The organism is Bradyrhizobium sp. MV1.5 (assembly GCF_055807615.1).
The window spans coordinates 77,094-96,241 of record NZ_JBVVPL010000006.1 but is presented as its reverse complement, the minus strand read 5'-3'; the positions used below and the strand labels follow the sequence as shown (position 1 = coordinate 96,241).

The window sequence follows — 19,148 nt, the reverse complement described above, 5'->3', positions numbered from 1 at the left end:
AAAGAAAACGCCCGTCCGCATCGCGGACGGGCGTTTCGTTGGCTCAACCGATCAAGCGATCAGTAATAGCGGCGCAGCACGCGGTGGCCGCCATAGTACGGCGCGTGGCGCGGAGCGTAGCCGTAGCGCGGACCGTAGCCGTAATGCGTGCGCGGCAGATAGCCGGCGCGTGGGCCGTAGCCGTAGCGATACGGACGGTAATACGGGCGGCGGTAGGGATAGGCGGCCGGGGCTTCGACGGCGGCGGCGCGATAGCCATAGCCGTTACCGTAACCATAGCCACGGCCGTAGCCGTAATTGGCGGGCGCAACCACCGCGTCTTCACGATAGGTCGGATACGGCGCGAAGGCGCCCGGGCCGGTGTACGTCGGGCCCTGATTGACGTGATAATATTGCGTGGTGGGCTCGGCGAGACGCTCATAGGCGCCATAACCGTAGCCGTAGCCGGCCCCATAACCGCCGCAGCCGGTGTTGCAGCCGGAATAGACCGGCGCGACCGGCTGGCACGGATTGAAGCCGCAGGCCGCGGCGGGCGCGGTAGCGACGAACATCGCGGCAGCCGCCGCGACCAGTCCCGAAATCATCTGACGCATTACTCTCTCCTGTTGATTTCCGTTTTTGGATTTTGTCGTTTCTTAACCCGGCGGCCTGCCGGGTGTCTCTGCACGCGGCCGCGGCCGAGGACGCGGCGGATAGTCGTTGATCTCAGGCGCGAGGATCACCGGCGGCGGATTGACGGGCACGTCCATCTGCGCCGGCAGCGGCGCCGATTGCGCGCCCCAGCTTTGGTAATAGCCCTCGGCGGGCTTGGGCAATTTGCGGTTCGCGGGCGGCTCGACCTCGAGCCGGCCATAGCCGGGCCGCAGGCCCAGCGTCGGGTAGTAATGGCCGACGTCGGTGGGCTGGCGCTCGGCGACATAGCGGCCGCCATAGATCGTGGGCTGCACCTGGACGTTCTTCCCCAGGCCCCAGGTCCCCTCGACCACGGCATAGGACGCGTCGATGTTGTTGATGATGATAGGCACGCCCGGACGGCCGGGGACGACGATATCGAAGCCGCCGCCGGCAAACGCCGTCGCGGGCAGTCCGATCAGAAAGGCGGCGAGCGCAGATGCGCGCATGAGGGGATCCCATTTATCCGGCGACAACCTACCCGATGGCGGCGCAGAGAGGGTTAAGGGCCTCTCACCAATTGCCGGTAAGCCTAATGTGTAAGGATTGCGCGCCGCTCAAATGCGCCAAAGCGAACTAGCGAAGCATTAACGCCACCGGACCCTGCAGTGGGAACCATGGCCCGTGCTCACTTCCGTTTGACCATCGCCGACGAAAATCCACCGGTTTCAGCGGAACGTCCGGCGTCTTCGGCGTTTAGCCCCCGTCAACAAAACGGGAGCCGAACAATCATGAACGTCAAACTTCTCGGAGCCACGGCGATTGCGGCGACCCTGGTGGCAGGCTCTGCCATGGCGCAGACCGCGATCACCAACCCCGGCCGTTGCGCCGCGCAATTCCCCAACGCCAACTGCCAGAACGTCGGACCGGGAAATCCGTACACCGACAGCGGCTATCGGCATCGTCGCGTGTCCTACCGCCACACCAACAACGGCGATTGGAATAACGACTGGAACAGGAGCCGCACCGGCTTCTGGCCGACCGACGTCGCCGCTGGCGCGGTCGGAGCGGCCGCTGGCGTAGCCGGCGCAGCCATCGGGACTGCGGGCGCAATCGCAACCGCCCCGTTCCGTGCCACGAACGACGCCTACGCCTACGACAATGGTTGGGATAATTCGTGGAATAATTCTTGGGACAACCGCGGCTGGGACACCCGCACCTACGCCCAGCGCAACGGCTTCGTCTGCACGCCCGGCACCTGGTTCAAGGGCCAAGACGGGCGCCCGCACATCTGCCAGTAACGCGGTTTGAACCGAACGCGACAGATCAGGCGGCCCTCGGGGCCGCCTGATTCATGTCTGCATCGGGGATCGCGGGTTCTGGCACTTTCCGGTCAAGTCTGGTATTGCGGCGCGCACGGGCGGAGGGCTCCGGCGTACGCTGGCCCTGCCCCGCTTCTCCAGCGTGCCGGCTTAGCTCAGCGGTAGAGCAGCGGTTTTGTAAACCGAAGGTCGGGGGTTCAATCCCCTCAGCCGGCACCATCGATTTAGCCGACACCGCGGCCTGATAGATCGGGGCACTCCTCCCCCGGACGGCCAAGGTCTCTTGAACGTCTTCAGGACGCTAACGACGGCGAGAATCGATTTCCGACGCAATCACGTCAGAGCTTTCCGAGCGACCGTTACACTCAACTCGAGCAGCGGGTGCTTCTCGTTCCTGACTGTAATGAGGACCTGCGCCCCCTTCGCCGACGCGACGTCTCTGGCAATCGAGGTCGCCATGGCGATCGCCTCTCTTTCGGCGGCTTCCGGGCCGGGCAAATCGACCCCATCCTCGTCGACCGCAGCGAAAAAGTCGTCCTTGATGTCGAAGTAGAACTTCATGGCTCAGAGCGACGGATTGAGATGAAGGTAAAGCACGTCGAAGTCTGCAATTTGACGCAGCCTGGCTTCATCAAGGATCGATATTCTTCCGCGCTCCAGGTCCAACACGCGCTGAGCACGCAGCTGCTGAACGACGCGATTCATGTGAACCACACTGGTGCCGACGGCGTCGGCGAGCAGTGCCTGAGAGGCCGGAAAATCGAAGGACAGGCCGTCCGCTCGGCCGATCGCCTTCAATCTGGTGTAAAGCTCGAGCACGAGGTGCGCCACGCGGCTTGCGGCTTCGCGCTGACCAACGTTGCAGATCCACTCGCGGAAGATCGCGGCGTCGGTCAGTGTATCACGCCAAAGCGCTTGCGCCACGTTGGGCCGCTTTCTTATCAGTGAGCGCACCGCTGCATGGGGAATGAAGCCGAGAACGCTGTCGCCCAGCGTGCTGACGTCATGGTCCATCACATGGAGAAAAAGACCCTGCAGATCGGGAATGTCGCCGGGTTGGTGAAAAGCCATGATTTGGCGGTGGCCATTGCCGACGATCTTTGATCTCAGGATAAAGCCATCAACGACAAGGCAGCATGCCGAAGGCCGATCTCCGAGAGAAACGACCGGTTGACCGCCAGCCATCCGCTTCACCGTGATTGGCAGATTGCGGATGGCGACCTCATCCTCTTCGTCAATTTCGGTGCTGACCCGCAACCGCTTCAAGAAAGGTTCGAAAATTTCCGCGTTATTCATCGTTAGCTCCGGTCGGCAAACGAGTTTTTGTCACGTTCGTTCCAACCGGGACCGCTAGCTATTGTCTCACGCGAAGCGAAGGGACTGCCGCAAATTCCAACCCTCGGCGGAACCACACGGGAACGGCGTCATTCGTCTCGCCGCGAAGCCTTGGCGCGAAATTTGACGCGCAACGCTCACTTCGAATGCTTCGGTGCGCTGCTTTGCTGGAAGTGCTCAGCCCCTGATATTTCCACCCAGGCATGTTTCGACTGTTCGAAAACCGAGCGGATGGGCGCCGGGTAGTTCGGAACCGCGATCGCGCCCACGGCAACGCCGATCATCGCAGGCAGATTGTCCGCCTTCCAATAGACCGTCGAACCGCACTCGGGGCAAAAATAGCTGCGAACCTTGCCGCCGCTTGCGGCTGTCCGGACGTGCTCCTTCGACGTCCCCGAAATCGTGACCGCCTCCGCCGTATAGAACGCACCGACCCCGAACGGCGCGCCGGTTCGACGCTGGCAGTCAATGCAGTGGCAGGCGACGACGAGGCTGGAAGGTCCGGGAAGCGACAGCGCCAGAGCGCCGCAACGACATCTCGCGCCGATCATCGAAACTCCTTCCTCCTCAGTTGGCTGACGGGTTCTGTCGCTCGGCTGGAGCGCGGGCGATCCAGGACGGACCCTCACTCCTTCGCAACCTCGAACGCCAGCAGTGCGTTGCCGGCGACGCCGCCCCACTGTCCGTAGCCGGAATTGGTGTACAGCATTCCGCCAGCGATGATCGGCCCGGGGCCGTCGATCGCGCCGCCATGAGCAGCCGCGCCGTTCACCGTCGTATAGTCTCGCGCCGTGTCGTATTCCCACAACAGCTTTCCGTCGGCTGTCGCGTAGGCGCGCAGGAAGCCGCTGACGCCGCCGGAAAACACGACGCCGGGGATCAGGCTCACGGCAGCCGACAGCGCAGGGCTGCATTGGAGGCGATCGCCACAGGCGACGGGAGATACTTCCATTGCAATTTTTCCACTGGCGAGGTCGAGGCCGAACAGACCTCCGCCTTGGGTGGAATCGAGCCGCCGCGTACCATCGCGCAGGAACCGCACGTCGGAGTTAGCGACATAGATGCGATCCTGATCGGCGGCCGAGCCCCACTCGCTGCCGCCGAGCGCACCGCCCTTCCCGATCCGCGTCTGCCACAGAATCTTGCCGCCATCATCAGGATCAAGCGCGTGCACGACGCCGGACTTCTGCGCGATGGCGAGAACGCGCCTGCCATCGCGCAAGGTCACGAGAATCGGCGACTGGCCAAAATCGTGGTCGGGTCCGTGATCTTCAGGACAATTGGTCTTGTCCGCGCCGAAGCACGCGACAATGAAGGCGTCGCTCGGGGTCGCCTGCTGCTTCCAGAGCAGCTTACCGGTCGCAAGCTCGAAAGCGAGGACCGCATCGGCGGTTGCGGCCGGCGGATTCGAATAGGAATTGCTGGTCGCGACGTAGACGGCGTTGCGTTTCGGATCAATCGTCGGTGCCGACCACACCGCCGCGCCGGACGGGCCGAACAGCTGCGTGCCTCTTGCATTCTTGCCGGTCGGGTGCGGCACCTCCGGAATCGTGTAGGCCTGCCACACCTGCTTGCCGGTCACGGCCTCGAGCGCGACCACGCTGCCGCGGAAAGTACAGCATTCGTAACTGGCCTGCGAACCGGCGGCCTCCTCGAGCGAGGAGACCGGGACGTAGAGCACGCCGGAATGTAGCGTCGGCGCTCCGGTGATGCGCGCTGCCGGATGCTCCTCGATCTTCGTCTTCCAGATCAGCGCGCCAGTCAGTGCGTTCACCGCATAGGCATTGGCGCGCAAGTCACCGAAGAAGATCGCGAACTGATCGGTGCCGGGAAGCGGCCCGAAGCTGATCGCCGCGCGCACCGCAGCATCTGTCGGCAGCGTCCACAGCGTGCAGCCGCTTCGCGCATCGAGCGCGTGCACCTTGCGGTCAGTACCGCCGATGAACAGCAGACCGCCCACAATCGTCGGCGGCGCAAACGACACCGAGGCGCCGGGAAAGGCATAAGCCCATTTCAGCCGCAGGCGCGGCACCTCTTCCGCGGTCAGGCCGGCCATGTCGGCCGGCTGGAAGCGGCTGTTGCCAGCGTCGACACCCCACCCATTCCAGCGCGGACCATCGAGCGGCTGCGGGAAGAAGTTGAGCTGCTGCGTGCAGCGTCCCTCCGCATCGACTGCATGGTCCCCCACCGCGGCCTTGCCGGTGACGAAGGCAGCAATCGCGCGCCGTTCCGATTCGCTGCGGTCCTTCGCAATCACCGCCATGCTGCCGGAAGTCAGCGTTCCCAGCACATGATCTAACGACATCCCCAGCATGGCTCCGCGGCTCGGCACACGGCTCTGGCCATCGCCGCCATCGTGACATTGCGCGCAGTGGCTTGCGTAGAGCGCAACGCCGTCCTGCTGCGCCAGCGTGGGCGCGCAGCACCAGACCAGGAAGGCGACGACCACGACACTCGGTCTCATGGCGTGCTCCGGCATCGTCACCGCAATGCGAGACGGCATCGTGCAACCAAAAGTATAGCGCGACGGCAATCACTGACGCAACGGACGTTCCGCTCGCGTCCGTCACATCCCAGGGGCAGTGAGGACACGATCGGGCAGTTCATCCAGCGCCCACAGCCCGAGGCTTTTGTCGCGCCAGCCGCCACCGCCCTCCTCGCAACGCTCGTCGATCAGCGCGCGCGGTGCCGGCCAGTCGAACGGCGCCTTCTCCATGTTCAGCGCCCGCCAGTCGCCGTCCTCGCAATCGCGATTGCCGTCCCACTCGGGAAATGTCGTGACCAGCAGGAAATGCGCGCCGCTGGCGCGAAAGTTCGCGACGGCGCGGACGATATGGACGAAACTCAAATGCACCAAGCAGTCCCGGCACAGAACGACATCCGCGCGCGGCAGTGCATCGCGCGTGATGTCGGCAACGAGAAACCGGCCTGACAACTCGCCGCCAGCCACGCGCTGGCGATTGGCCGCGATCAGCGACGGCACGATGTCGATGCCGGTGTAGTCGAGATCCAGCTTGATGCGGCCGATCCAGCCCGCATCGCCGCAGGGCGCATCGAGCAGCGAGTGCGCGCCAAGCCGTTGCAGCAGTGCAGGAAGCATCTCGCGGACCGCAGCGGTCGCGGGATCCTCCGAGCCGAGGCCCGACACCGAACTGGCCGCGCCCCACAAATTGGTCTGCTCGATCCGCTTGAACCGCGCGGCAAGGTCGAGGCCCGCGAAATTGTCGCGGTCGGCGGCGAACCGCTCATGGGCGAGCACGGGTGGACGCTTGGAGATCATCGGGCGGACCTCAAAACAAGATTCCGTCGCGAACACACTAGCAGTTCAACTGCGCCTCCGAAATCGCCGGCCTCGTCCTTTAAGCCGGCTTCTGCCACTCCATGACGTGGAAAAATGGTACCCGGTGATGACGGGCAATTCTGTCGGGATCACCGCCCGTAGGCTGCGGCTCAGCGAACAGGCGCAATTGGAGTCCGTGATCGAGCAGCAGCGTCATGTAGGTGCTGAGCGGACGATGCCAGTTCTGAATTCGGATGCCGCGCCAAGTCACCCAGGTCGTCCGCTCGTCCATGTAATGATCGATGGTGAAGCGCAGGGCGCCATCAGCGTCACGCGTCCAGCCGTCGGGCGGACCGGCCGTGTTGAAGCTGGTGAGGTTCGCGATCAGCAGCGTACCACCCGGCCGCAGCGCTGCCACCATCTTCACGATAGCTCCAGCCAGATCGGGCATGTCGATCAGGCTGAGATAGCTCACGACGAGGTCATAGGAGGCATCCACCTCCATTGTCTCGGCTCGGCCGAGCCGGTAGTCGCCGTGCGGGTCCAACTCCATGGCACGCGCGAGCAGCGCTTCGGTCGGATCGACGCCAGTGGTACGGATGCCGGCGCGCTGCATGATCCGACAGAAGCGTCCCTCCCCGCAGCCGACGTCGAGGGCATTGCGGAAGCCTCGCCCTTCGATCCGCGCCCGCATCGGCGCGTCCAGCACGAAGCGGCGGCCATAGTCGCCGTCCTCGCCCTGCTCGACGATCCAAGCGGCCGCGGACGCGGCCCAGCCGTCGCTGACATCCTCGTTCATGGGTCGACCTTCGGGAATGCATGTTGGCCGCGCTTGTCGCGGGCGCGGCTACTGATCATGGATTGGATCAGAGTTCAACATGAGGTAGATTGCAGCACCGATGCGCCCCACCATCAAAGAGAAGGCCAGGATCGCCGCCGGCGCGGCGGCGGCCGTCGTCATGACGGCCGTGCTGTTCGCATTCGCCATGGGATTTCTGCTGGCGCGATGAGTGCGCACCGGAACCAGTCGCCAGCGTCGTCCGTTGTCGGCCCATGCGGATCAGGGAAGAAAACCGAAACATGTTTCTGCTGGCGACGGTGACGCTGTGCTGTAGCGCCTTGGCTGGAGCAATGGCGCTGTTCGAACCGGCTCCGGCAAAGCAGCAGGCCCAGCGGGCAGTGATCGACGTGACCGCTCCGACGCCGGTTCGGGTGGTCGGGGCCCCGTTCGAGCCCAACCTCAATCCGCGGGAGCGTTAGCGCTCACCCCGGCGAGACGTCGGCGCCCTCCTCGGGACGGCGTTTGGCGCGGGCCAACTCCTCAACGAACGCGATCACCTCCGCCCGTTTGTCGGGCGGCAGCGACAGGAACGCGCGGACGAGCCTCAAGCCCTCGGCTTCGGCTGAATGGTCTGCTTTGGCATCCATTCCCCCACTGTCGGGCGGTCGGGAAAAATATGCAATCCCCACCCAACACCTTCTTGATTCGGCCGGCCAGCTTTGCTGGAATACCCCCAACAAAGGTGCACCATGAAGTGGATCACGGAACGCGACGCGCTGATCGCGCAGACAATGGCTTTCGTCCAATCGGTAACCGGCAAAAGGGATGACTTGCATCCACCGGAGATCCCGATGGCGACGGTGGCCGCGTCGGTGCAGATCGTGCCCGCCAACACCGTCGTCGAGACCGAGCCACTTCAGGCCGCTCCGCCGCAACCCTTACCTCTCCCGCCGCCGCGGGTGGCGAGCCACGACGTCCGCACCGAGATGCAGGCCCGCATCGCCAATTTCCGCAAGCATCAGGAGCGGTTCGAGCGCGAGCGCGAGGAATATTGCGCGGCCACTTTGACCAAACTGCGCGCCGCCATCCGCGACCCCTCCTCCCGTCCACCGGCCGACAAGTAAAGCCGGATCTCCCGTCGCTGGCCTAAAGCCAGGACCACACCAGCCAGAGATTGGCCGCGCAGGCGCCGAACAGGGCCAGCGTGAGGGGCAGCAGCATGTGCCCGCAAGAGGTTTTCAGGTCCGTCGTCATGGCCGAAAACATCCGCTGATTCCGCCAAATGAGTCCCGGGGATTCTTTTTTTCGGGATTCAGGACTCGTTAAGGACTCAGGACCCGGCGCCCCCCGATCACGGCCGCGTGATCGACCTGCGACCGGAACCCCTCCCCCGCAAAATCGTTAATGCGCTTTCCGGGAGCGGGAAGAATGCCCTACGCCCTGTTCTGCAACGATGCCCAGATCAGCAAGGCCTATCCTGACGAGTCCGACGTCTGGAGGCTCGCGCAGCGAAGCGGCCTCGTCGTGGACGTATCCGCGGACGACGACCGCCCCGGGCCACGCCGGGTGCTCGACAACGACTACGAGATCAAGCCCTGCCGGGCCGCACAGGGCGAGGACCCGGCCCGGAACAAGGCGGAGGCCGATCGCCAAGCGAGGATGGAGCTCGAGCTGAATTCCTAAAGACGGATCGAAGCTGGGAACAAGAGCTCAGGAAAAGCTCAGGGCGTCGCGGTCGCGAGCGAGGCCTGGTCGCCCGCCAGAGCCACACAGGCCTTCCGGCGATGCAGCCCACGGATCGCGCCGGTGACCTTGAGCACCTTACCGGAGGAGCACGAGGCATCCTTGACGAAGGCCACCTCGTAGGGTGCCAGCATCAAAGGCTCGGATTTGAGGATTGTTTGGGCAGCGCACGGCAAACTGACGAAGCACGAGAGCAGCACTGCCGACACCAAGATACGCATGTCCGTCGTCCCACCAGCCCGGTATTGTCATATAACGCGTTCCGGCGCGCGAGTTCCCTAGGCTGCAAAAATTATTTTTGCTTTACCCGAGCTCCATGACGCGCGTGAGAAAGCGGGTGCCAAAACGTTTGCTTGCAAATGACGCGCCAGATGGTTGACGCAATGCAAACAACTGAAGGCTGGCAACCGGAGCCCGGCAAACGAAAGGCCGGCGGGTGCCGGCCTTTGTCAGATCGTGGTCGCTGGTGGCCCGTCAGTAGCGCGAGGCTGCCGGACCGCCCCAGCCGAAGCGGTAGTTCACACCGACCTTGACGGTATGCTCGTCCTCCCGGCCGCGAACGCCGACAACGTCGACCGGACCGGAGGTGATCGTCGTGCTGCCGAAGTTGTAATACTGGTACTCGGCCTTGGCCGACCAATTCGGCGCGAACATGTATTCGAGGCCAGCGCCAACGGTATAGCCGTCCTTGCTGTTGCCGGTGGCGGTGAAGGGCTGCGGGACGCCGGCGACGTTGACGCCGAGGCCGCCATTGCGCCAGGCATAACCGCCCTTGGCGTAAAGCAGCGCCGGTCCCCAGGTGTAGCCGATGCGACCGGTCACCGAGCCGAGCTGGTCGGTATTGGAGGTCACCTGCGTGCCCAGCGGGAACGTGGCGCCGCCATTGTTGGTCGGCAGCCAGGAATACTGGGCCTCGACACCCATGACCCAATTGGGCGCGAACTGGTAATCGAAGCCGCCCTGGACACCGCCGAGGAAGCGCGCGTCGCTCGACTGGAAGCTGCTGTCGCCGGCAAAGGCGCCGCCGACATGGCCGCCGATGTAGAAGCCGGTCCAGTTGTAGATCACCTGCGGCGGCGTGTAGGCCGGAGCCTTGGTGTAGGTGCGCGCCTGCATGTCGGCTGCGGCAGCCGGCGCGGCCAGCGCAAGCAGGGCAACTGCACCCAGCAAAATCCTCTTCATGATCATCCCCGTTCTTTCAATTACGACACTCAGGAAACAACGTGGCGTGAATTGGGTTGCTTCGCGGCGATGCCGGAACGTTGATCGTTCGTGACTGTGACGGAGCGGCAACAACGCGATTTTGTTCCGTCCCGCAGGCTCGTGCCGACGGTTTTTTTTCGTCGGGGACAAAACCTGCCGTAACGATTAGTCGCAACGCAAAACCACTCCGTTCAAAGCTCCCCGAAATGTGATCCGGCAGCTCCGGCGGGCTTTGTCCTATCACCAAGCGATGAAGGTGGGCTTTGCGCTACCGCGTCATCTTTTCAAGTTCCGGAAAGGGTACGTAAACCGCGCCCGCGCACAGCTCGCTGGCGCGATCGACGACGCGGTCCGCCCGGCCGTTGACGAAAATCACGGCGCGTTCCCGCATGGCCTTGTAGCTGCCGTCGGTCTCGCGTGGGGTGAAGTGCAGGCAGCTGACATAGAACTGCCGGCCGCCCACCTCGCGCTGCACCGGCTCGGCCATGCTGGCGTCACGCACGCCGACGGGGTTATTCAGATAGCTGCGCATCAAGGCCAGCGTGTCGCCACGGAAGTTGTCGGGAAACGGCTGCGGCCCGCCGGCCTGGGTCCCGTCCATCAGGGTTGGACGGTCACCATCGCTGCCGAAACATCCGGTGAGCGCCAGCGGCAGTGCCAGCATCAACGCCAAGCTCACCGCGCGTTTCGCTCGTCGCCGCACCGCTTACGCTCTCCGCTCGATCAGTCTCGGAGACGTTCCAGCCCCAAGGTTGCAATGATGCATGTCTACAGGTGTTTTGCCCGACGAGTCAAACGACTTCGTAAAATCCGCAGATGAGCCACCCGTCAAACCATTGATTTATCTACGACCCGCTACTGTGCATGGGGTTGTTTTCGAGGTTTTGTTTGCGGCCGCCAAACCTGGGAGGTTGCTCGCGGGCTTCAGCATGGTCGTACCGGCCCGCCGCCAGCACCTCGAGCTTTCGCGCAAGGCGTGATGAACGGGCCGGGTCTGAATTCCTCACGCGGCGGCTGGGGCAATGCTAAGGACGCCGCCGCGCGGGATCAGTGGTTAGCTGCGCTTGTCCATCGTCGCCGGCTTGGTCACGTCCGGCTGCGTCGTCAGCGACTTCTTCGCCGACAGATGCTTGTGGTGGTGGCGATGCGTGCGCACGGTCTTGTGCGCGTCCGGTGTGACTGCGGCGTTGGCGTTCATCGCCTTCGACTTCGCGTCCACCTTGGCGTCGGCCTTGACGTCCGAAGCCTTGACGTCTGAAGCCTTGACGTTGGCCTTGAGGCCGGCGTCGGGTTTCGCCGCGGTGGTCGACACCTTGGTCTGGCTCTGGTCTGCCTTGATCACCGGCGTGGTCGTGGTGGTCTTGCCGGCCTCGGCTGCGAAGGCCGGGGCTGCGATCACGGAAGCTGCGAGCAAGGCTGCGGAAATGGTCTTCAACATGGTTGGTCTCCTCTTGGAAGGATCTTGAGGCGGGCGCCCTCTCGCCAACCCTTTGATCGTAGGTTGGAGCCTAGGGGGCACGCACTGAACCCAATCTGAAGCCCGCAGCAGGCTCCCGTTCATCTGGATGACAAGTTTGTCATCCGCCTGCAGGGCGAATAGGCCAGGATGCCGGGAATGTTTTTGCCTGACGGGTGTTCCGGTCTTTGGGCAATCGTGTAGGATCGCCACGTTCCATACCGGAGAACTTCGATGCGCAAACTCTCAACGCTTCTTGTGCCGGGACTTGTCGCCATGACATTGGCGGCCGGGCCGGCTCTGACCAGCGCCTATGCCGCAGGTGGCGACTCCCCTTCGCCGCCGCCGGCGTCGGACACCTCGACCAAAAAGGGCAAGAAGAAGAGCTCCTCCGTCAGCGATCCGAAATTCCTTGCTGCCTATCGCACCGCCTACACCACGATCTACGACAATCACGACTACACCGGCGCGATCGACCAGCTGAAGTCGCTCAAGCGCGACGACGTCGCCGATGTCGCCAATCTGATCGGCTACTCCTATCGCAAGCTCGGCGATTACCAGTCGTCGAAGATCTATTACGAGCTGGCGCTGAAAGACGATCCGAACCACGTCCGCACCTGGCAGTATTATGGCCTCTGGCAGCTCGAGCAGGGCAACCGCGAGCAGGCGCAGTATCATCTCAACAAGCTCGCCTCGCTCGCCGGCACCGACAGCTCCGAGTATCGCTCGCTCGCCGCCGCGCTCGACAAGCCGACCGGGGCAACCCTCGTTTATTAAGAACATCGCATCTTTGAACGAAGCGAACGGGCACAACCTCAGGGTTGTGCCCGTTCTGCGTTCTCGGCTAGCCTCTCGATCAAATCCTCTCCTCGCTAATCGGTGCGCAATGGACAAATGGCTGCGATCCGCGATCGACTACATCGGCTCCTGGATCGAATTCCAGCACACGACAATCCAGCAGCCCGGCGTCGCCATCGCATTCGCCCAGCGCGGCGAAATCGTCGCCGAGCACGCGTTCGGCCTCGCCAATCTCGACACCGGCGAGAAGCTCACCCCGCGCCACCGTTTCCGCATCGCCTCGCACTCGAAGAGCTTTACCTCGGCCGGCATCATGAAGCTGCGCGAGCAGCGCAAGCTCCGGCTCGACGATCCCATTGGTCAATATGTCGCCGGCCTGCATCCGCGCGTCGCGGAAACGACGATTGCGCAAGTGCTCTCGCACAGCGCGGGACTGACGCGCGACGGCGCCGATTCCGGCCAGTTTATCGACAGCCGTCCCTATCTCGACGCGAGCGAGCTGCTCGCGGCATTAAAGCTGCCGACCGCAATCGAGCCGGGCACACGCTTCAAATATTCCAATCACGGCTTTGGGCTGATCGGTCTCGTGATCGAGGCCGTGACGAAGGAGCCTTACCGCGCCTGGATGAAGCGCGAGATCATCGAACCTGCGGGCCTGCGCGAGACCGAGCCGGACGCGCCGCTTCCCAAGGGTGCGCCGTTCGCGCGCGGCCACACCCGCAAGCTGCCATACGGGGAGCGATGCGTGATCCCCGGCGACAATCCCGCGCACGCGATGGCCTCCGCCGCCGGCTTCATCGCGACCGCCGCCGATACCGCCCGCTTCTACGCGCAGCTCGCGCCCAATGCGAAGAAGAGCGTGCTATCGGTCGCGAGCCGACGCGAGATGACGCGAAACCATTGGCGCGTGCCGCAAAGCTTCGAGGCCTATTACGGCCTCGGCGTCAACGCCGGCAAAACCGACGGCTGGGATTGGTTCGGCCATGGCGGCGGCTTTCAAGGTTACATCTCCCGGACCTGCTCCATCCCCGCTTGCGAGCTCGCGATCAGCATCCTCAGCAACTCCATCGACGGCGCGGCGCCATTCTGGATGGATGGCGCGATGCAGATCCTGCGCGTCTTCCAGACCCGTGGCGCACCCGACCGCCGCGTGCGGGACTGGACTGGCCGCTGGTGGACGATCTGGGGCGCGACCGATCTGGTACCCGTGGGCAACCGCGTGCTGGTCGCCAATCCCCAGTTCAACAACCCGTTCGTGGATGCCGCCGAGATCGAGGTCACCGGCCGTGACACCGGCAAGCTCGCCTGGGCCGCCGGCTACTCCAGCCACGGCGAGCCGGTGCGCCGCGTCCGCGACAAGCGCGGCAAGGTCAGCGGCGTCTGGATCGCTGGCGCCAATATCAAGCCTGCGGCCGTCGTAGCCCGCGAGATCGCGCGGCGATACAAGCCGCGCAAGCGCCGGCCTACTCCCGAATAAGTGTCTCGACCTCGCTCCGAAGCGCCTGCCGCGAGCCGTCGCGCGAATAGAACATGTGGCCGCCGGGATAGACCACGAACTTGACCCGCTGTGTCGTGAAGGCCGGCAACTGGTCGAGCACTCGCTTCGATCCGAAATAGGGCGTGGCGAGATCGAACAGGCCGTGCGCGACCAGCACGTTCAGCTTCGCATCCGTGGCGAGGATCTGGCGCAGCTCCGAGACCGACTGCGGCGGGTTGATGCCGCGGCCGAAATCCCAGTGCCCCTCGACGGCGCCGTTCAACACCTCGTAGGAGCCATCGGGCCGCCAATTGAGCTTGTGTGTCAACAGGTCAACCGCAGCACTCGTCAGCGGCGCCTGCAGCGCATCGCCGGAGGGATCACCGAACCGCGAGCTGCTCGAATCCGGATAGGGATCGAAGCCGCGCACCGAGGCATCGTAGCGCCCCGTCACCTTGCCGCTCTTGCGGTCGAATTCGCGGCGGAATTCGCCGACGTCGAAGCGGCCGGCGAGCCGGCGGCTCACCGCCTGGTCGATGCCGGTGAGCTCGGCGACCTTATCGGCAAGACGATTGGTCGCCTCCTTGTCCGCCTCGCCCTTGACGAGGTCGGCCAGGAATTCGCCGCGCGCGTAAGCCTCGACCTCGGCGAGATCGGCGCGCTTGACCGGGCCTTTCGCCTCACGCGCGACCGCCACATAGCTCGGCAGCGTCGCGACATATTGCAGGAGGCTGGTGCCGGTGAACTCGCGGAAGTCCAGGAGCGGCGACACCAGGATCAATCCCCTGACCCCGACGCCGTGCTGGAGCTGCAACTGGCGCACCACCTTCGGTCCGCGAATGCCGCCATAGCTTTCGCCGGCAACGTATTTGGGCGAGGTCAGCCGGTCGTGTTTCTCGAGCCAGCGGCGGATCACCAACGCGATCGAATTGACGTCGCCGTCGACGGAGTAGAACGATTTGCGCGCGTCATCGCCGGTCGCGACGAACCGGCTGTAGCCGGTGCTGACGGGGTCGATGAAGACGAGATCGGTGAAATCGAGCCAGGTCTCCGCGTTCGGCTTCACCTCGGGCGAGGCGGACGGAGACAGAGCTTCGCCATCGAGCGGCAGCCGCCACGGCCCCGCCGCGCCAAACTGGAGCCATGCCGAGGACGCGCCGGGCCCGCCGTTGAACAGGAAGGTCACGGGGCGCGTCGCACGGTCGGCGCCGTCGAGTTCATAGGATGTATAGGCGATGTCGGCCAGCGGCTCGCCCTTGCCGTCGAACACGCGGATCGATCCAGCGGTCGCGGCGAAATTGAGGGTACGGCCGGGAAGATCGAGCGTCTGCTTGGTGGTCGAATCCGACGGAAGACGGTGCGGCTCGGCGGATGACGATGAACTCTGCGACGCGCCTTGTGCGCCGCCGCGACCGCCCTTCTGTCCGGCTGGCGCCGCCGCCTCGGCGCGCGGCTGCGGCGGATCGTCGGCGCGCGCAAATCCTGCGAGCGCGAAGGCCGACACCGCCAGCACCAGGGTCGCACGGCGGAGCGCCGGCATATTCGTGGCCATGATCGTTCTCCCTGCCCGGCGACGACCACCGGCGCGGACTGTAAGGCTAGCGCGGAATTGCGACGGTTTGGGGGATCATGGCTCCGGTGGTGCCCGAAGAGCCCGGTTGGGCACAAATCGAGCCGGTTTCGTCCTCAAATCGGAATGGGCAGTTGCCGGTCTCGTTTGAAGGGCGGTCATCCTCGACAATCGAGGTCGACATCGTTAGACGAGCCCGGCGGAACTTTCTCCAGCCAGCGGCCCTGCCCGGAAGCCATGACCAAGCCAGTGCGATACGACCGGATCGCCTTCGTCGCCAGCCCGAGCAGCGAGGCGCAAGCCGCCTTCGGCCAGCTCACCAGCGAATTCGGCAATTGCGATCCGAAGGAGGCCGACATCGTGGTCGCACTCGGCGGCGACGGTCTCATGCTCCAGACGCTGCATCAGCACATGCATACGGGCAAGCCGATCTACGGCATGCACCGCGGCACCGTCGGCTTCCTGATGAACGAGTACTCGACCGTCGATCTTCGAGCCCGTCTCGAGGCAGCGCAGGAATCCGAAATCCACCCCCTCCTGATGCGCGCGACCGACGCCAACGACCGCGTCCACCTGCATCACGCCATCAACGAGGTCGCCCTGTTCCGGCAGACCTACCAGGCCGCGCGCCTGCGGATCCTGATCGACGAGCGCGAGCGCATGTCCGAGCTGATCGCCGACGGCATCATGGTGGCAACGCCGGCCGGCTCGACCGCCTACAATCTGTCCGCCCAGGGACCGATCCTGCCGATCAACGCCGCGCTCCTCGCGCTAACGCCGATCAGCGCCTTCCGTCCACGACGCTGGCGCGGCGCGCTGCTGCCGAACACGGCTTATGTCGTGATTGAGGTGCTGGAGGGCGACAAACGCCCCGTGGCGGCGGTCGCCGACCACGACGAGGTGCGCGATGTTCGCCGCGTCGAGGTGCTGTCCGACAAGACCATCTCGATGCGCATGCTGTTCGACCCCGGTCACAGCCTGGAAGAGCGCATTCTGCGCGAGCAGTTCGGCTCCTGAGCCGCCTCGCCGGACTGCCGATCGCAACCCTTCATTAACCCCCGGCGAGATATGGTTAACGAAAGTTGACCGCTCCGGCCCGGGCTCCATGTTCCGCATCGATTTCAACAAGCTGCGTTTCCTCGTCTGCGACGACAATCCGCACATGCGCCGCATCCTGCGGACGCTGCTGCATTCCTTTGGCGCGCGCGAAGTCTACGAGGCCGAGGACGGCGCCACGGCGCTGGAAATGTACAGCCATTACGTGCCCGACATCGTCATCACAGACTGGGCCATGCCGATCTTCGACGGACTCGAGCTGGCGCAGATGATCCGGCAGCCGGAATCCAAGGGCAATCCTTACGCGCCGATCATCATGCTGACCGGCCATTCCGAGAAGCGCCGCGTCACGGTGGCGCGCGATGCCGGCGTCACCGAATTCCTGGCCAAGCCTATCTCGGCCAAGGGGCTCTACCAGCGCATCCTCAACGTGGTCGCCAGTCCCCGCCCCTTCATCAAGACCAAGACCTATTTCGGCCCGGACCGGCGCCGCAACATCAACTCCGCCTATATGGGCCCCGAGCGCCGCGTCGGCGAAAAGCACGAGGTGCTGCAGCAGCCCTCGCTGCTCGACAAGGCCCGCTCCTCCATCTAGCGCAACGTCTCTCACGATCGAGGCCGATATCATGGCGAAGAACAGCGCAAGAGACATCGAGATCACGGCCTTCGCCACGCATCAAATCATCACGCAGCCCAACCCGCTGCGGGCGGTCCTGCGCCGCGTCGAAGAGAAGGACATGGACGATCCGGTCGGCCGCGCCGAACAGGCGCTCGCGGGCCTCGCCGGCGAGTTCAAGGACTGGATGGCGACCGAGATCAACCGGCTGTCGGCGGCCTACGTCGCCATCCGGCACGACGGCTTCACCAAGGACAGGCGCGACGAGTTGTTTCGCGCCGCGCACGACATCAAGGGCGATGCCGCGACTTTCGGCTATCCGGCGGCGGCGGGCGTAGCCGAGAGCCTGTGCCGCGTCATCGAGCACGCGCCCGATCTCGAAAAGGTGCCGGCCGAGCTGTTCACGCACCACATCAACGCCATCCTCGCCATCGTGCACGAGAACACCAAGCTCGACACCATCAGCGTCTCCGCCGAGCTCAGCCGGCGCCTGCGCAAGGTCGCCGACGATTATCTCGCCGACGCCAACCGCGATCGACCAGAGCATCTCGAGGTGATCTTGGCGCCGAGCATCGCGCCGGCCGGGTAGCTCTTTCCTGTCGTCATTGCGAGCGCAGCGAAGCATCCAGACTGTCCCCGCGGTGGGATTCTGGATTGCTTCGCTGCGCTCGCAATGACGGAGTGTGGGGTCGGCCTTGAACTACGCCGCAATCAGATCGTCGTAGACCGGATCAACCGCCTCCTCCGCCACCAGCTCGTCGCAGAACAGCCTTGCCTCTTCGCGCGCGGATTCGGTGGCGAAACGGCGCAGCAGGACCATCAGCGGCTCGGTCGCGCCGCGATCGGTCTCGCAATGGGTGAGCACGCGCTCGACCATGCGGCGGCGCAGCCGCGCCGCATTGTCGTCGCTGTCGACGAAGCCCTGCTCGTGGCAGGCATCGAGCGCGACCTGGAAGGCTGCAAACGTCGCCTCGGGAAGCCCGGCGCGGCGAAGCAGCGCGTGCAGGCTGTTGCCGCCGCGATCGTGCAGCAGCGCGGACACGCGCGCCTGCGGCAGCTCGGCAAGCTCAGCCAGCGCCGCATCGAACAGGTCGAGATTGCTCGACAGCAGCGCGCGCAGAATGAGACCCGCGGTGAGCTGGCCGGTGATGCGCAGGTGCCGAACAAGACCTTCCATGTCTTCGCCGCGGGAGCGCGCCGCGATGTTCATGGTGGAGCGGTCGCGCGCCTCGGTCGCGATGCGCTCGGCGCGGTCGGCAGTCAGCCAGTTCCGGGCCACGACGAATTGAGCCAGCGTCTCCGAGAGTTTTGCCACCAGCGCGGCGCGCGTTGCGGACGGCAGATCCTCCAGCACCAGCATCGCCTCGCGGATCGCGGCGAGATGGCCGTGACGTTCGACGATGCGATCCCAGGAGAACGGCGCAAGCTCGGCATGAGGATTTTCGATCAGCTCGAGCGCTGCAGCCGCGCAGCCGACTTCGGCAATGGCGGCGCAGACCGATACCGGCAGCGCGATGCGGCGGGCGACCGCGCACTGCACCTCGTCGTTGCCGGTCGCGACGATGTCGACCAGATCGGCGTCGATCAGCAGCGGAGAATGTTCGAGCACGGGCAACGCGACGGTCGGCTGGTCCGCCGACAGCGCCCGCACGATCGACGCCGGCGCCTCGGTACTGCGCGCAAACGCCTCGGCCATCGCCTGCCGCACCAGCGGCGAGGGATCGTCGAGCAGCATCAGAAGCGCGCCTTCGGCGGCAATACGGTCGTCATGGGAAAGGTCTGAGATCAGCCAGGCCCGGGCCAGCGCCCGCGTTGCCTCGGCCCGCTCGCCAGCGGGCGCCGTCCTGATCCAATTGATGAACTGCCGAACGATCATGGTGCTTCCGGCTTACGCAACGA

At 64.6% G+C, this 19,148-nt stretch carries 24 protein-coding genes and 1 tRNA gene; 10 read left to right on the top strand and 15 right to left on the bottom strand.

Annotated elements, in window-relative coordinates; genetic code table 11:
* Positions 1-59 precede the first annotated feature (59 nt).
* Both AC0L2J_RS08110 and AC0L2J_RS08105 read right to left on the bottom strand, forming a co-directional pair.
* Positions 60-593 carry a hypothetical protein gene (locus AC0L2J_RS08110; RefSeq protein ID WP_473388469.1) on the bottom strand — a complete coding sequence of 178 codons (534 nt, stop codon included), beginning with the start codon at positions 591-593 and terminating at the stop codon, positions 60-62.
* Positions 594-635: 42 nt separating this feature from the next.
* Positions 636-1,121, bottom strand: a complete 486-nt coding sequence (locus AC0L2J_RS08105; protein ID WP_473388465.1) for a hypothetical protein — start codon at positions 1,119-1,121, stop codon at positions 636-638.
* Positions 1,122-1,403: 282 nt separating this feature from the next.
* Here AC0L2J_RS08105 and AC0L2J_RS08100 point away from each other — a divergent pair, with 282 nt between their 5' ends.
* Both AC0L2J_RS08100 and AC0L2J_RS08095 read left to right on the top strand, forming a co-directional pair.
* A complete protein-coding gene (locus AC0L2J_RS08100) occupies positions 1,404-1,913 on the top strand; it encodes a hypothetical protein (RefSeq protein WP_007611717.1) in 510 nt (169 codons plus the stop codon).
* Between the two features lie 165 nt (positions 1,914-2,078).
* Positions 2,079-2,153, top strand: a tRNA-Thr gene (locus tag AC0L2J_RS08095).
* 114 nt (positions 2,154-2,267) lie between these two features.
* On the opposite strand, the gene AC0L2J_RS08090 is transcribed toward AC0L2J_RS08095, so the two are convergent.
* The 6 genes from AC0L2J_RS08090 to AC0L2J_RS08065 all read right to left on the bottom strand — a co-directional run bounded on the left by AC0L2J_RS08090 (position 2,268) and on the right by AC0L2J_RS08065 (position 7,348).
* Positions 2,268-2,495 carry a DUF6894 family protein gene (locus tag AC0L2J_RS08090; RefSeq protein WP_473388462.1) on the bottom strand — a complete coding sequence of 76 codons (228 nt, stop codon included), beginning with the start codon at positions 2,493-2,495 and terminating at the stop codon, positions 2,268-2,270.
* A 3-nt stretch (positions 2,496-2,498) separates the two neighbouring features.
* A complete protein-coding gene (locus AC0L2J_RS08085; protein WP_473388458.1) occupies positions 2,499-3,230 on the bottom strand; it encodes a Crp/Fnr family transcriptional regulator in 732 nt (243 codons plus the stop codon).
* A 176-nt stretch (positions 3,231-3,406) separates the two neighbouring features.
* Positions 3,407-3,820 (bottom strand): GFA family protein, encoded by a 414-nt coding sequence (locus AC0L2J_RS08080; RefSeq protein WP_473388454.1) that lies wholly within the window; start codon positions 3,818-3,820, stop codon positions 3,407-3,409.
* A gap of 74 nt (positions 3,821-3,894) precedes the next feature.
* Positions 3,895-5,733 carry an outer membrane protein assembly factor BamB family protein gene (locus AC0L2J_RS08075; RefSeq protein ID WP_473388451.1) on the bottom strand — a complete coding sequence of 613 codons (1,839 nt, stop codon included), beginning with the start codon at positions 5,731-5,733 and terminating at the stop codon, positions 3,895-3,897.
* Positions 5,734-5,835: 102 nt separating this feature from the next.
* Positions 5,836-6,549, bottom strand: coding sequence for a class I SAM-dependent methyltransferase (locus AC0L2J_RS08070; protein WP_473388447.1), 714 nt, complete (start codon positions 6,547-6,549; stop codon positions 5,836-5,838).
* A gap of 79 nt (positions 6,550-6,628) precedes the next feature.
* Entirely contained in the window at positions 6,629-7,348 is a 720-nt protein-coding gene (locus tag AC0L2J_RS08065; protein WP_473388444.1) for a class I SAM-dependent methyltransferase, read from the bottom strand.
* A gap of 281 nt (positions 7,349-7,629) precedes the next feature.
* Here AC0L2J_RS08065 and AC0L2J_RS08060 point away from each other — a divergent pair, with 281 nt between their 5' ends.
* The gene (locus AC0L2J_RS08060; protein WP_156527113.1) at positions 7,630-7,809 is read left to right on the top strand and encodes a hypothetical protein; all 180 of its coding nucleotides are present in this window, start codon (positions 7,630-7,632) and stop codon (positions 7,807-7,809) included.
* Positions 7,810-7,812: 3 nt separating this feature from the next.
* Here the strand turns inward: AC0L2J_RS08060 and AC0L2J_RS08055 are convergent, their stop codons facing one another.
* Positions 7,813-7,977, bottom strand: a complete 165-nt coding sequence (locus tag AC0L2J_RS08055) for a hypothetical protein (RefSeq protein ID WP_007602663.1) — start codon at positions 7,975-7,977, stop codon at positions 7,813-7,815.
* A 102-nt stretch (positions 7,978-8,079) separates the two neighbouring features.
* Between AC0L2J_RS08055 and AC0L2J_RS08050 the strand changes: the two genes are divergently transcribed.
* Complete coding sequence (locus AC0L2J_RS08050; RefSeq protein WP_473250998.1) at positions 8,080-8,454, top strand: hypothetical protein; 375 nt, start codon at positions 8,080-8,082, stop codon at positions 8,452-8,454.
* Positions 8,455-8,758: 304 nt separating this feature from the next.
* Positions 8,759-9,013, top strand: coding sequence for a hypothetical protein (locus tag AC0L2J_RS08045; RefSeq protein ID WP_007611733.1), 255 nt, complete (start codon positions 8,759-8,761; stop codon positions 9,011-9,013).
* A 38-nt stretch (positions 9,014-9,051) separates the two neighbouring features.
* Here AC0L2J_RS08045 and AC0L2J_RS08040 read toward each other — a convergent pair whose 3' ends face one another.
* The 4 genes from AC0L2J_RS08040 to AC0L2J_RS08025 all read right to left on the bottom strand — a co-directional run bounded on the left by AC0L2J_RS08040 (position 9,052) and on the right by AC0L2J_RS08025 (position 11,714).
* Positions 9,052-9,294 carry a hypothetical protein gene (locus tag AC0L2J_RS08040; RefSeq protein WP_473388440.1) on the bottom strand — a complete coding sequence of 81 codons (243 nt, stop codon included), beginning with the start codon at positions 9,292-9,294 and terminating at the stop codon, positions 9,052-9,054.
* Between the two features lie 253 nt (positions 9,295-9,547).
* The gene (locus AC0L2J_RS08035; protein ID WP_063996919.1) at positions 9,548-10,255 is read right to left on the bottom strand and encodes an outer membrane protein; all 708 of its coding nucleotides are present in this window, start codon (positions 10,253-10,255) and stop codon (positions 9,548-9,550) included.
* A gap of 289 nt (positions 10,256-10,544) precedes the next feature.
* On the bottom strand, positions 10,545-10,940 hold the full coding sequence (locus AC0L2J_RS08030) for a hypothetical protein (RefSeq protein WP_007602657.1): 396 nt from the start codon (positions 10,938-10,940) through the stop codon (positions 10,545-10,547).
* 390 nt (positions 10,941-11,330) lie between these two features.
* Entirely contained in the window at positions 11,331-11,714 is a 384-nt protein-coding gene (locus AC0L2J_RS08025) for a His-rich protein BRANT (protein WP_473388436.1), read from the bottom strand.
* Between the two features lie 252 nt (positions 11,715-11,966).
* On the opposite strand from AC0L2J_RS08025, the gene AC0L2J_RS08020 reads away from it, so the two are divergent.
* Together AC0L2J_RS08020 and AC0L2J_RS08015 are read left to right on the top strand one after the other, a co-directional pair.
* A complete protein-coding gene (locus AC0L2J_RS08020; protein ID WP_007611741.1) occupies positions 11,967-12,509 on the top strand; it encodes a tetratricopeptide repeat protein in 543 nt (180 codons plus the stop codon).
* A 109-nt stretch (positions 12,510-12,618) separates the two neighbouring features.
* Positions 12,619-14,007: a serine hydrolase domain-containing protein gene (locus AC0L2J_RS08015; protein ID WP_473388431.1), complete on the top strand. Its 1,389-nt coding sequence runs from the start codon at positions 12,619-12,621 to the stop codon at positions 14,005-14,007.
* Here the strand turns inward: AC0L2J_RS08015 and AC0L2J_RS08010 are convergent.
* The gene (locus tag AC0L2J_RS08010; protein WP_473388428.1) at positions 13,994-15,559 is read right to left on the bottom strand and encodes a S10 family peptidase; all 1,566 of its coding nucleotides are present in this window, start codon (positions 15,557-15,559) and stop codon (positions 13,994-13,996) included. The genes AC0L2J_RS08015 and AC0L2J_RS08010 overlap by 14 nt on opposite strands.
* 255 nt (positions 15,560-15,814) lie before the next feature.
* Between AC0L2J_RS08010 and AC0L2J_RS08005 the strand changes: the two genes are divergently transcribed.
* From AC0L2J_RS08005 to AC0L2J_RS07995, 3 genes are all read left to right on the top strand, one after another.
* The gene (locus tag AC0L2J_RS08005; protein ID WP_473388424.1) at positions 15,815-16,594 is read left to right on the top strand and encodes an NAD kinase; all 780 of its coding nucleotides are present in this window, start codon (positions 15,815-15,817) and stop codon (positions 16,592-16,594) included.
* A gap of 88 nt (positions 16,595-16,682) precedes the next feature.
* Positions 16,683-17,228: a response regulator gene (locus AC0L2J_RS08000; RefSeq protein ID WP_007611745.1), complete on the top strand. Its 546-nt coding sequence runs from the start codon at positions 16,683-16,685 to the stop codon at positions 17,226-17,228.
* 31 nt (positions 17,229-17,259) lie between these two features.
* Positions 17,260-17,838 carry an Hpt domain-containing protein gene (locus AC0L2J_RS07995; RefSeq protein WP_007611746.1) on the top strand — a complete coding sequence of 193 codons (579 nt, stop codon included), beginning with the start codon at positions 17,260-17,262 and terminating at the stop codon, positions 17,836-17,838.
* Between the two features lie 111 nt (positions 17,839-17,949).
* Here AC0L2J_RS07995 and AC0L2J_RS07990 read toward each other — a convergent pair whose 3' ends face one another.
* On the bottom strand, positions 17,950-19,125 hold the full coding sequence (locus AC0L2J_RS07990) for a DUF2336 domain-containing protein (RefSeq protein ID WP_063995878.1): 1,176 nt from the start codon (positions 19,123-19,125) through the stop codon (positions 17,950-17,952).
* Positions 19,126-19,148: the final 23 nt, after the last annotated feature.

Excerpts from the sequence above, each read along its gene's own strand:
- AC0L2J_RS08065 (WP_473388444.1), bottom strand. The coding sequence starts at position 7,348 with ATGAACGAGGATGTCAGCGACGGCTGGGCCGCGTCCGCGGCCGCTTGG.
- AC0L2J_RS08100 (WP_007611717.1), top strand. The coding sequence starts at position 1,404 with ATGAACGTCAAACTTCTCGGAGCCACGGCGATTGCGGCGACCCTGGTG.
- AC0L2J_RS08045 (WP_007611733.1), top strand. The coding sequence starts at position 8,759 with ATGCCCTACGCCCTGTTCTGCAACGATGCCCAGATCAGCAAGGCCTAT.
- AC0L2J_RS08075 (WP_473388451.1), bottom strand. The coding sequence starts at position 5,733 with ATGAGACCGAGTGTCGTGGTCGTCGCCTTCCTGGTCTGGTGCTGCGCG.
- AC0L2J_RS08010 (WP_473388428.1), bottom strand. The coding sequence starts at position 15,559 with ATGGCCACGAATATGCCGGCGCTCCGCCGTGCGACCCTGGTGCTGGCG.
- AC0L2J_RS08040 (WP_473388440.1), bottom strand. The coding sequence starts at position 9,294 with ATGCGTATCTTGGTGTCGGCAGTGCTGCTCTCGTGCTTCGTCAGTTTG.
- AC0L2J_RS07995 (WP_007611746.1), top strand. The coding sequence starts at position 17,260 with ATGGCGAAGAACAGCGCAAGAGACATCGAGATCACGGCCTTCGCCACG.
- AC0L2J_RS08025 (WP_473388436.1), bottom strand. The coding sequence starts at position 11,714 with ATGTTGAAGACCATTTCCGCAGCCTTGCTCGCAGCTTCCGTGATCGCA.
- AC0L2J_RS08110 (WP_473388469.1), bottom strand. The coding sequence starts at position 593 with ATGCGTCAGATGATTTCGGGACTGGTCGCGGCGGCTGCCGCGATGTTC.
- AC0L2J_RS08105 (WP_473388465.1), bottom strand. The coding sequence starts at position 1,121 with ATGCGCGCATCTGCGCTCGCCGCCTTTCTGATCGGACTGCCCGCGACG.
- AC0L2J_RS08060 (WP_156527113.1), top strand. The coding sequence starts at position 7,630 with ATGTTTCTGCTGGCGACGGTGACGCTGTGCTGTAGCGCCTTGGCTGGA.
- AC0L2J_RS08035 (WP_063996919.1), bottom strand. The coding sequence starts at position 10,255 with ATGAAGAGGATTTTGCTGGGTGCAGTTGCCCTGCTTGCGCTGGCCGCG.
- AC0L2J_RS08070 (WP_473388447.1), bottom strand. The coding sequence starts at position 6,549 with ATGATCTCCAAGCGTCCACCCGTGCTCGCCCATGAGCGGTTCGCCGCC.
- AC0L2J_RS08050 (WP_473250998.1), top strand. The coding sequence starts at position 8,080 with ATGAAGTGGATCACGGAACGCGACGCGCTGATCGCGCAGACAATGGCT.
- AC0L2J_RS08030 (WP_007602657.1), bottom strand. The coding sequence starts at position 10,940 with ATGCTGGCACTGCCGCTGGCGCTCACCGGATGTTTCGGCAGCGATGGT.
- AC0L2J_RS08055 (WP_007602663.1), bottom strand. The coding sequence starts at position 7,977 with ATGGATGCCAAAGCAGACCATTCAGCCGAAGCCGAGGGCTTGAGGCTC.
- AC0L2J_RS07990 (WP_063995878.1), bottom strand. The coding sequence starts at position 19,125 with ATGATCGTTCGGCAGTTCATCAATTGGATCAGGACGGCGCCCGCTGGC.
- AC0L2J_RS08090 (WP_473388462.1), bottom strand. The coding sequence starts at position 2,495 with ATGAAGTTCTACTTCGACATCAAGGACGACTTTTTCGCTGCGGTCGAC.
- AC0L2J_RS08080 (WP_473388454.1), bottom strand. The coding sequence starts at position 3,820 with ATGATCGGCGCGAGATGTCGTTGCGGCGCTCTGGCGCTGTCGCTTCCC.
- AC0L2J_RS08020 (WP_007611741.1), top strand. The coding sequence starts at position 11,967 with ATGCGCAAACTCTCAACGCTTCTTGTGCCGGGACTTGTCGCCATGACA.
- AC0L2J_RS08000 (WP_007611745.1), top strand. The coding sequence starts at position 16,683 with ATGTTCCGCATCGATTTCAACAAGCTGCGTTTCCTCGTCTGCGACGAC.
- AC0L2J_RS08005 (WP_473388424.1), top strand. The coding sequence starts at position 15,815 with ATGACCAAGCCAGTGCGATACGACCGGATCGCCTTCGTCGCCAGCCCG.
- AC0L2J_RS08085 (WP_473388458.1), bottom strand. The coding sequence starts at position 3,230 with ATGAATAACGCGGAAATTTTCGAACCTTTCTTGAAGCGGTTGCGGGTC.
- AC0L2J_RS08015 (WP_473388431.1), top strand. The coding sequence starts at position 12,619 with ATGGACAAATGGCTGCGATCCGCGATCGACTACATCGGCTCCTGGATC.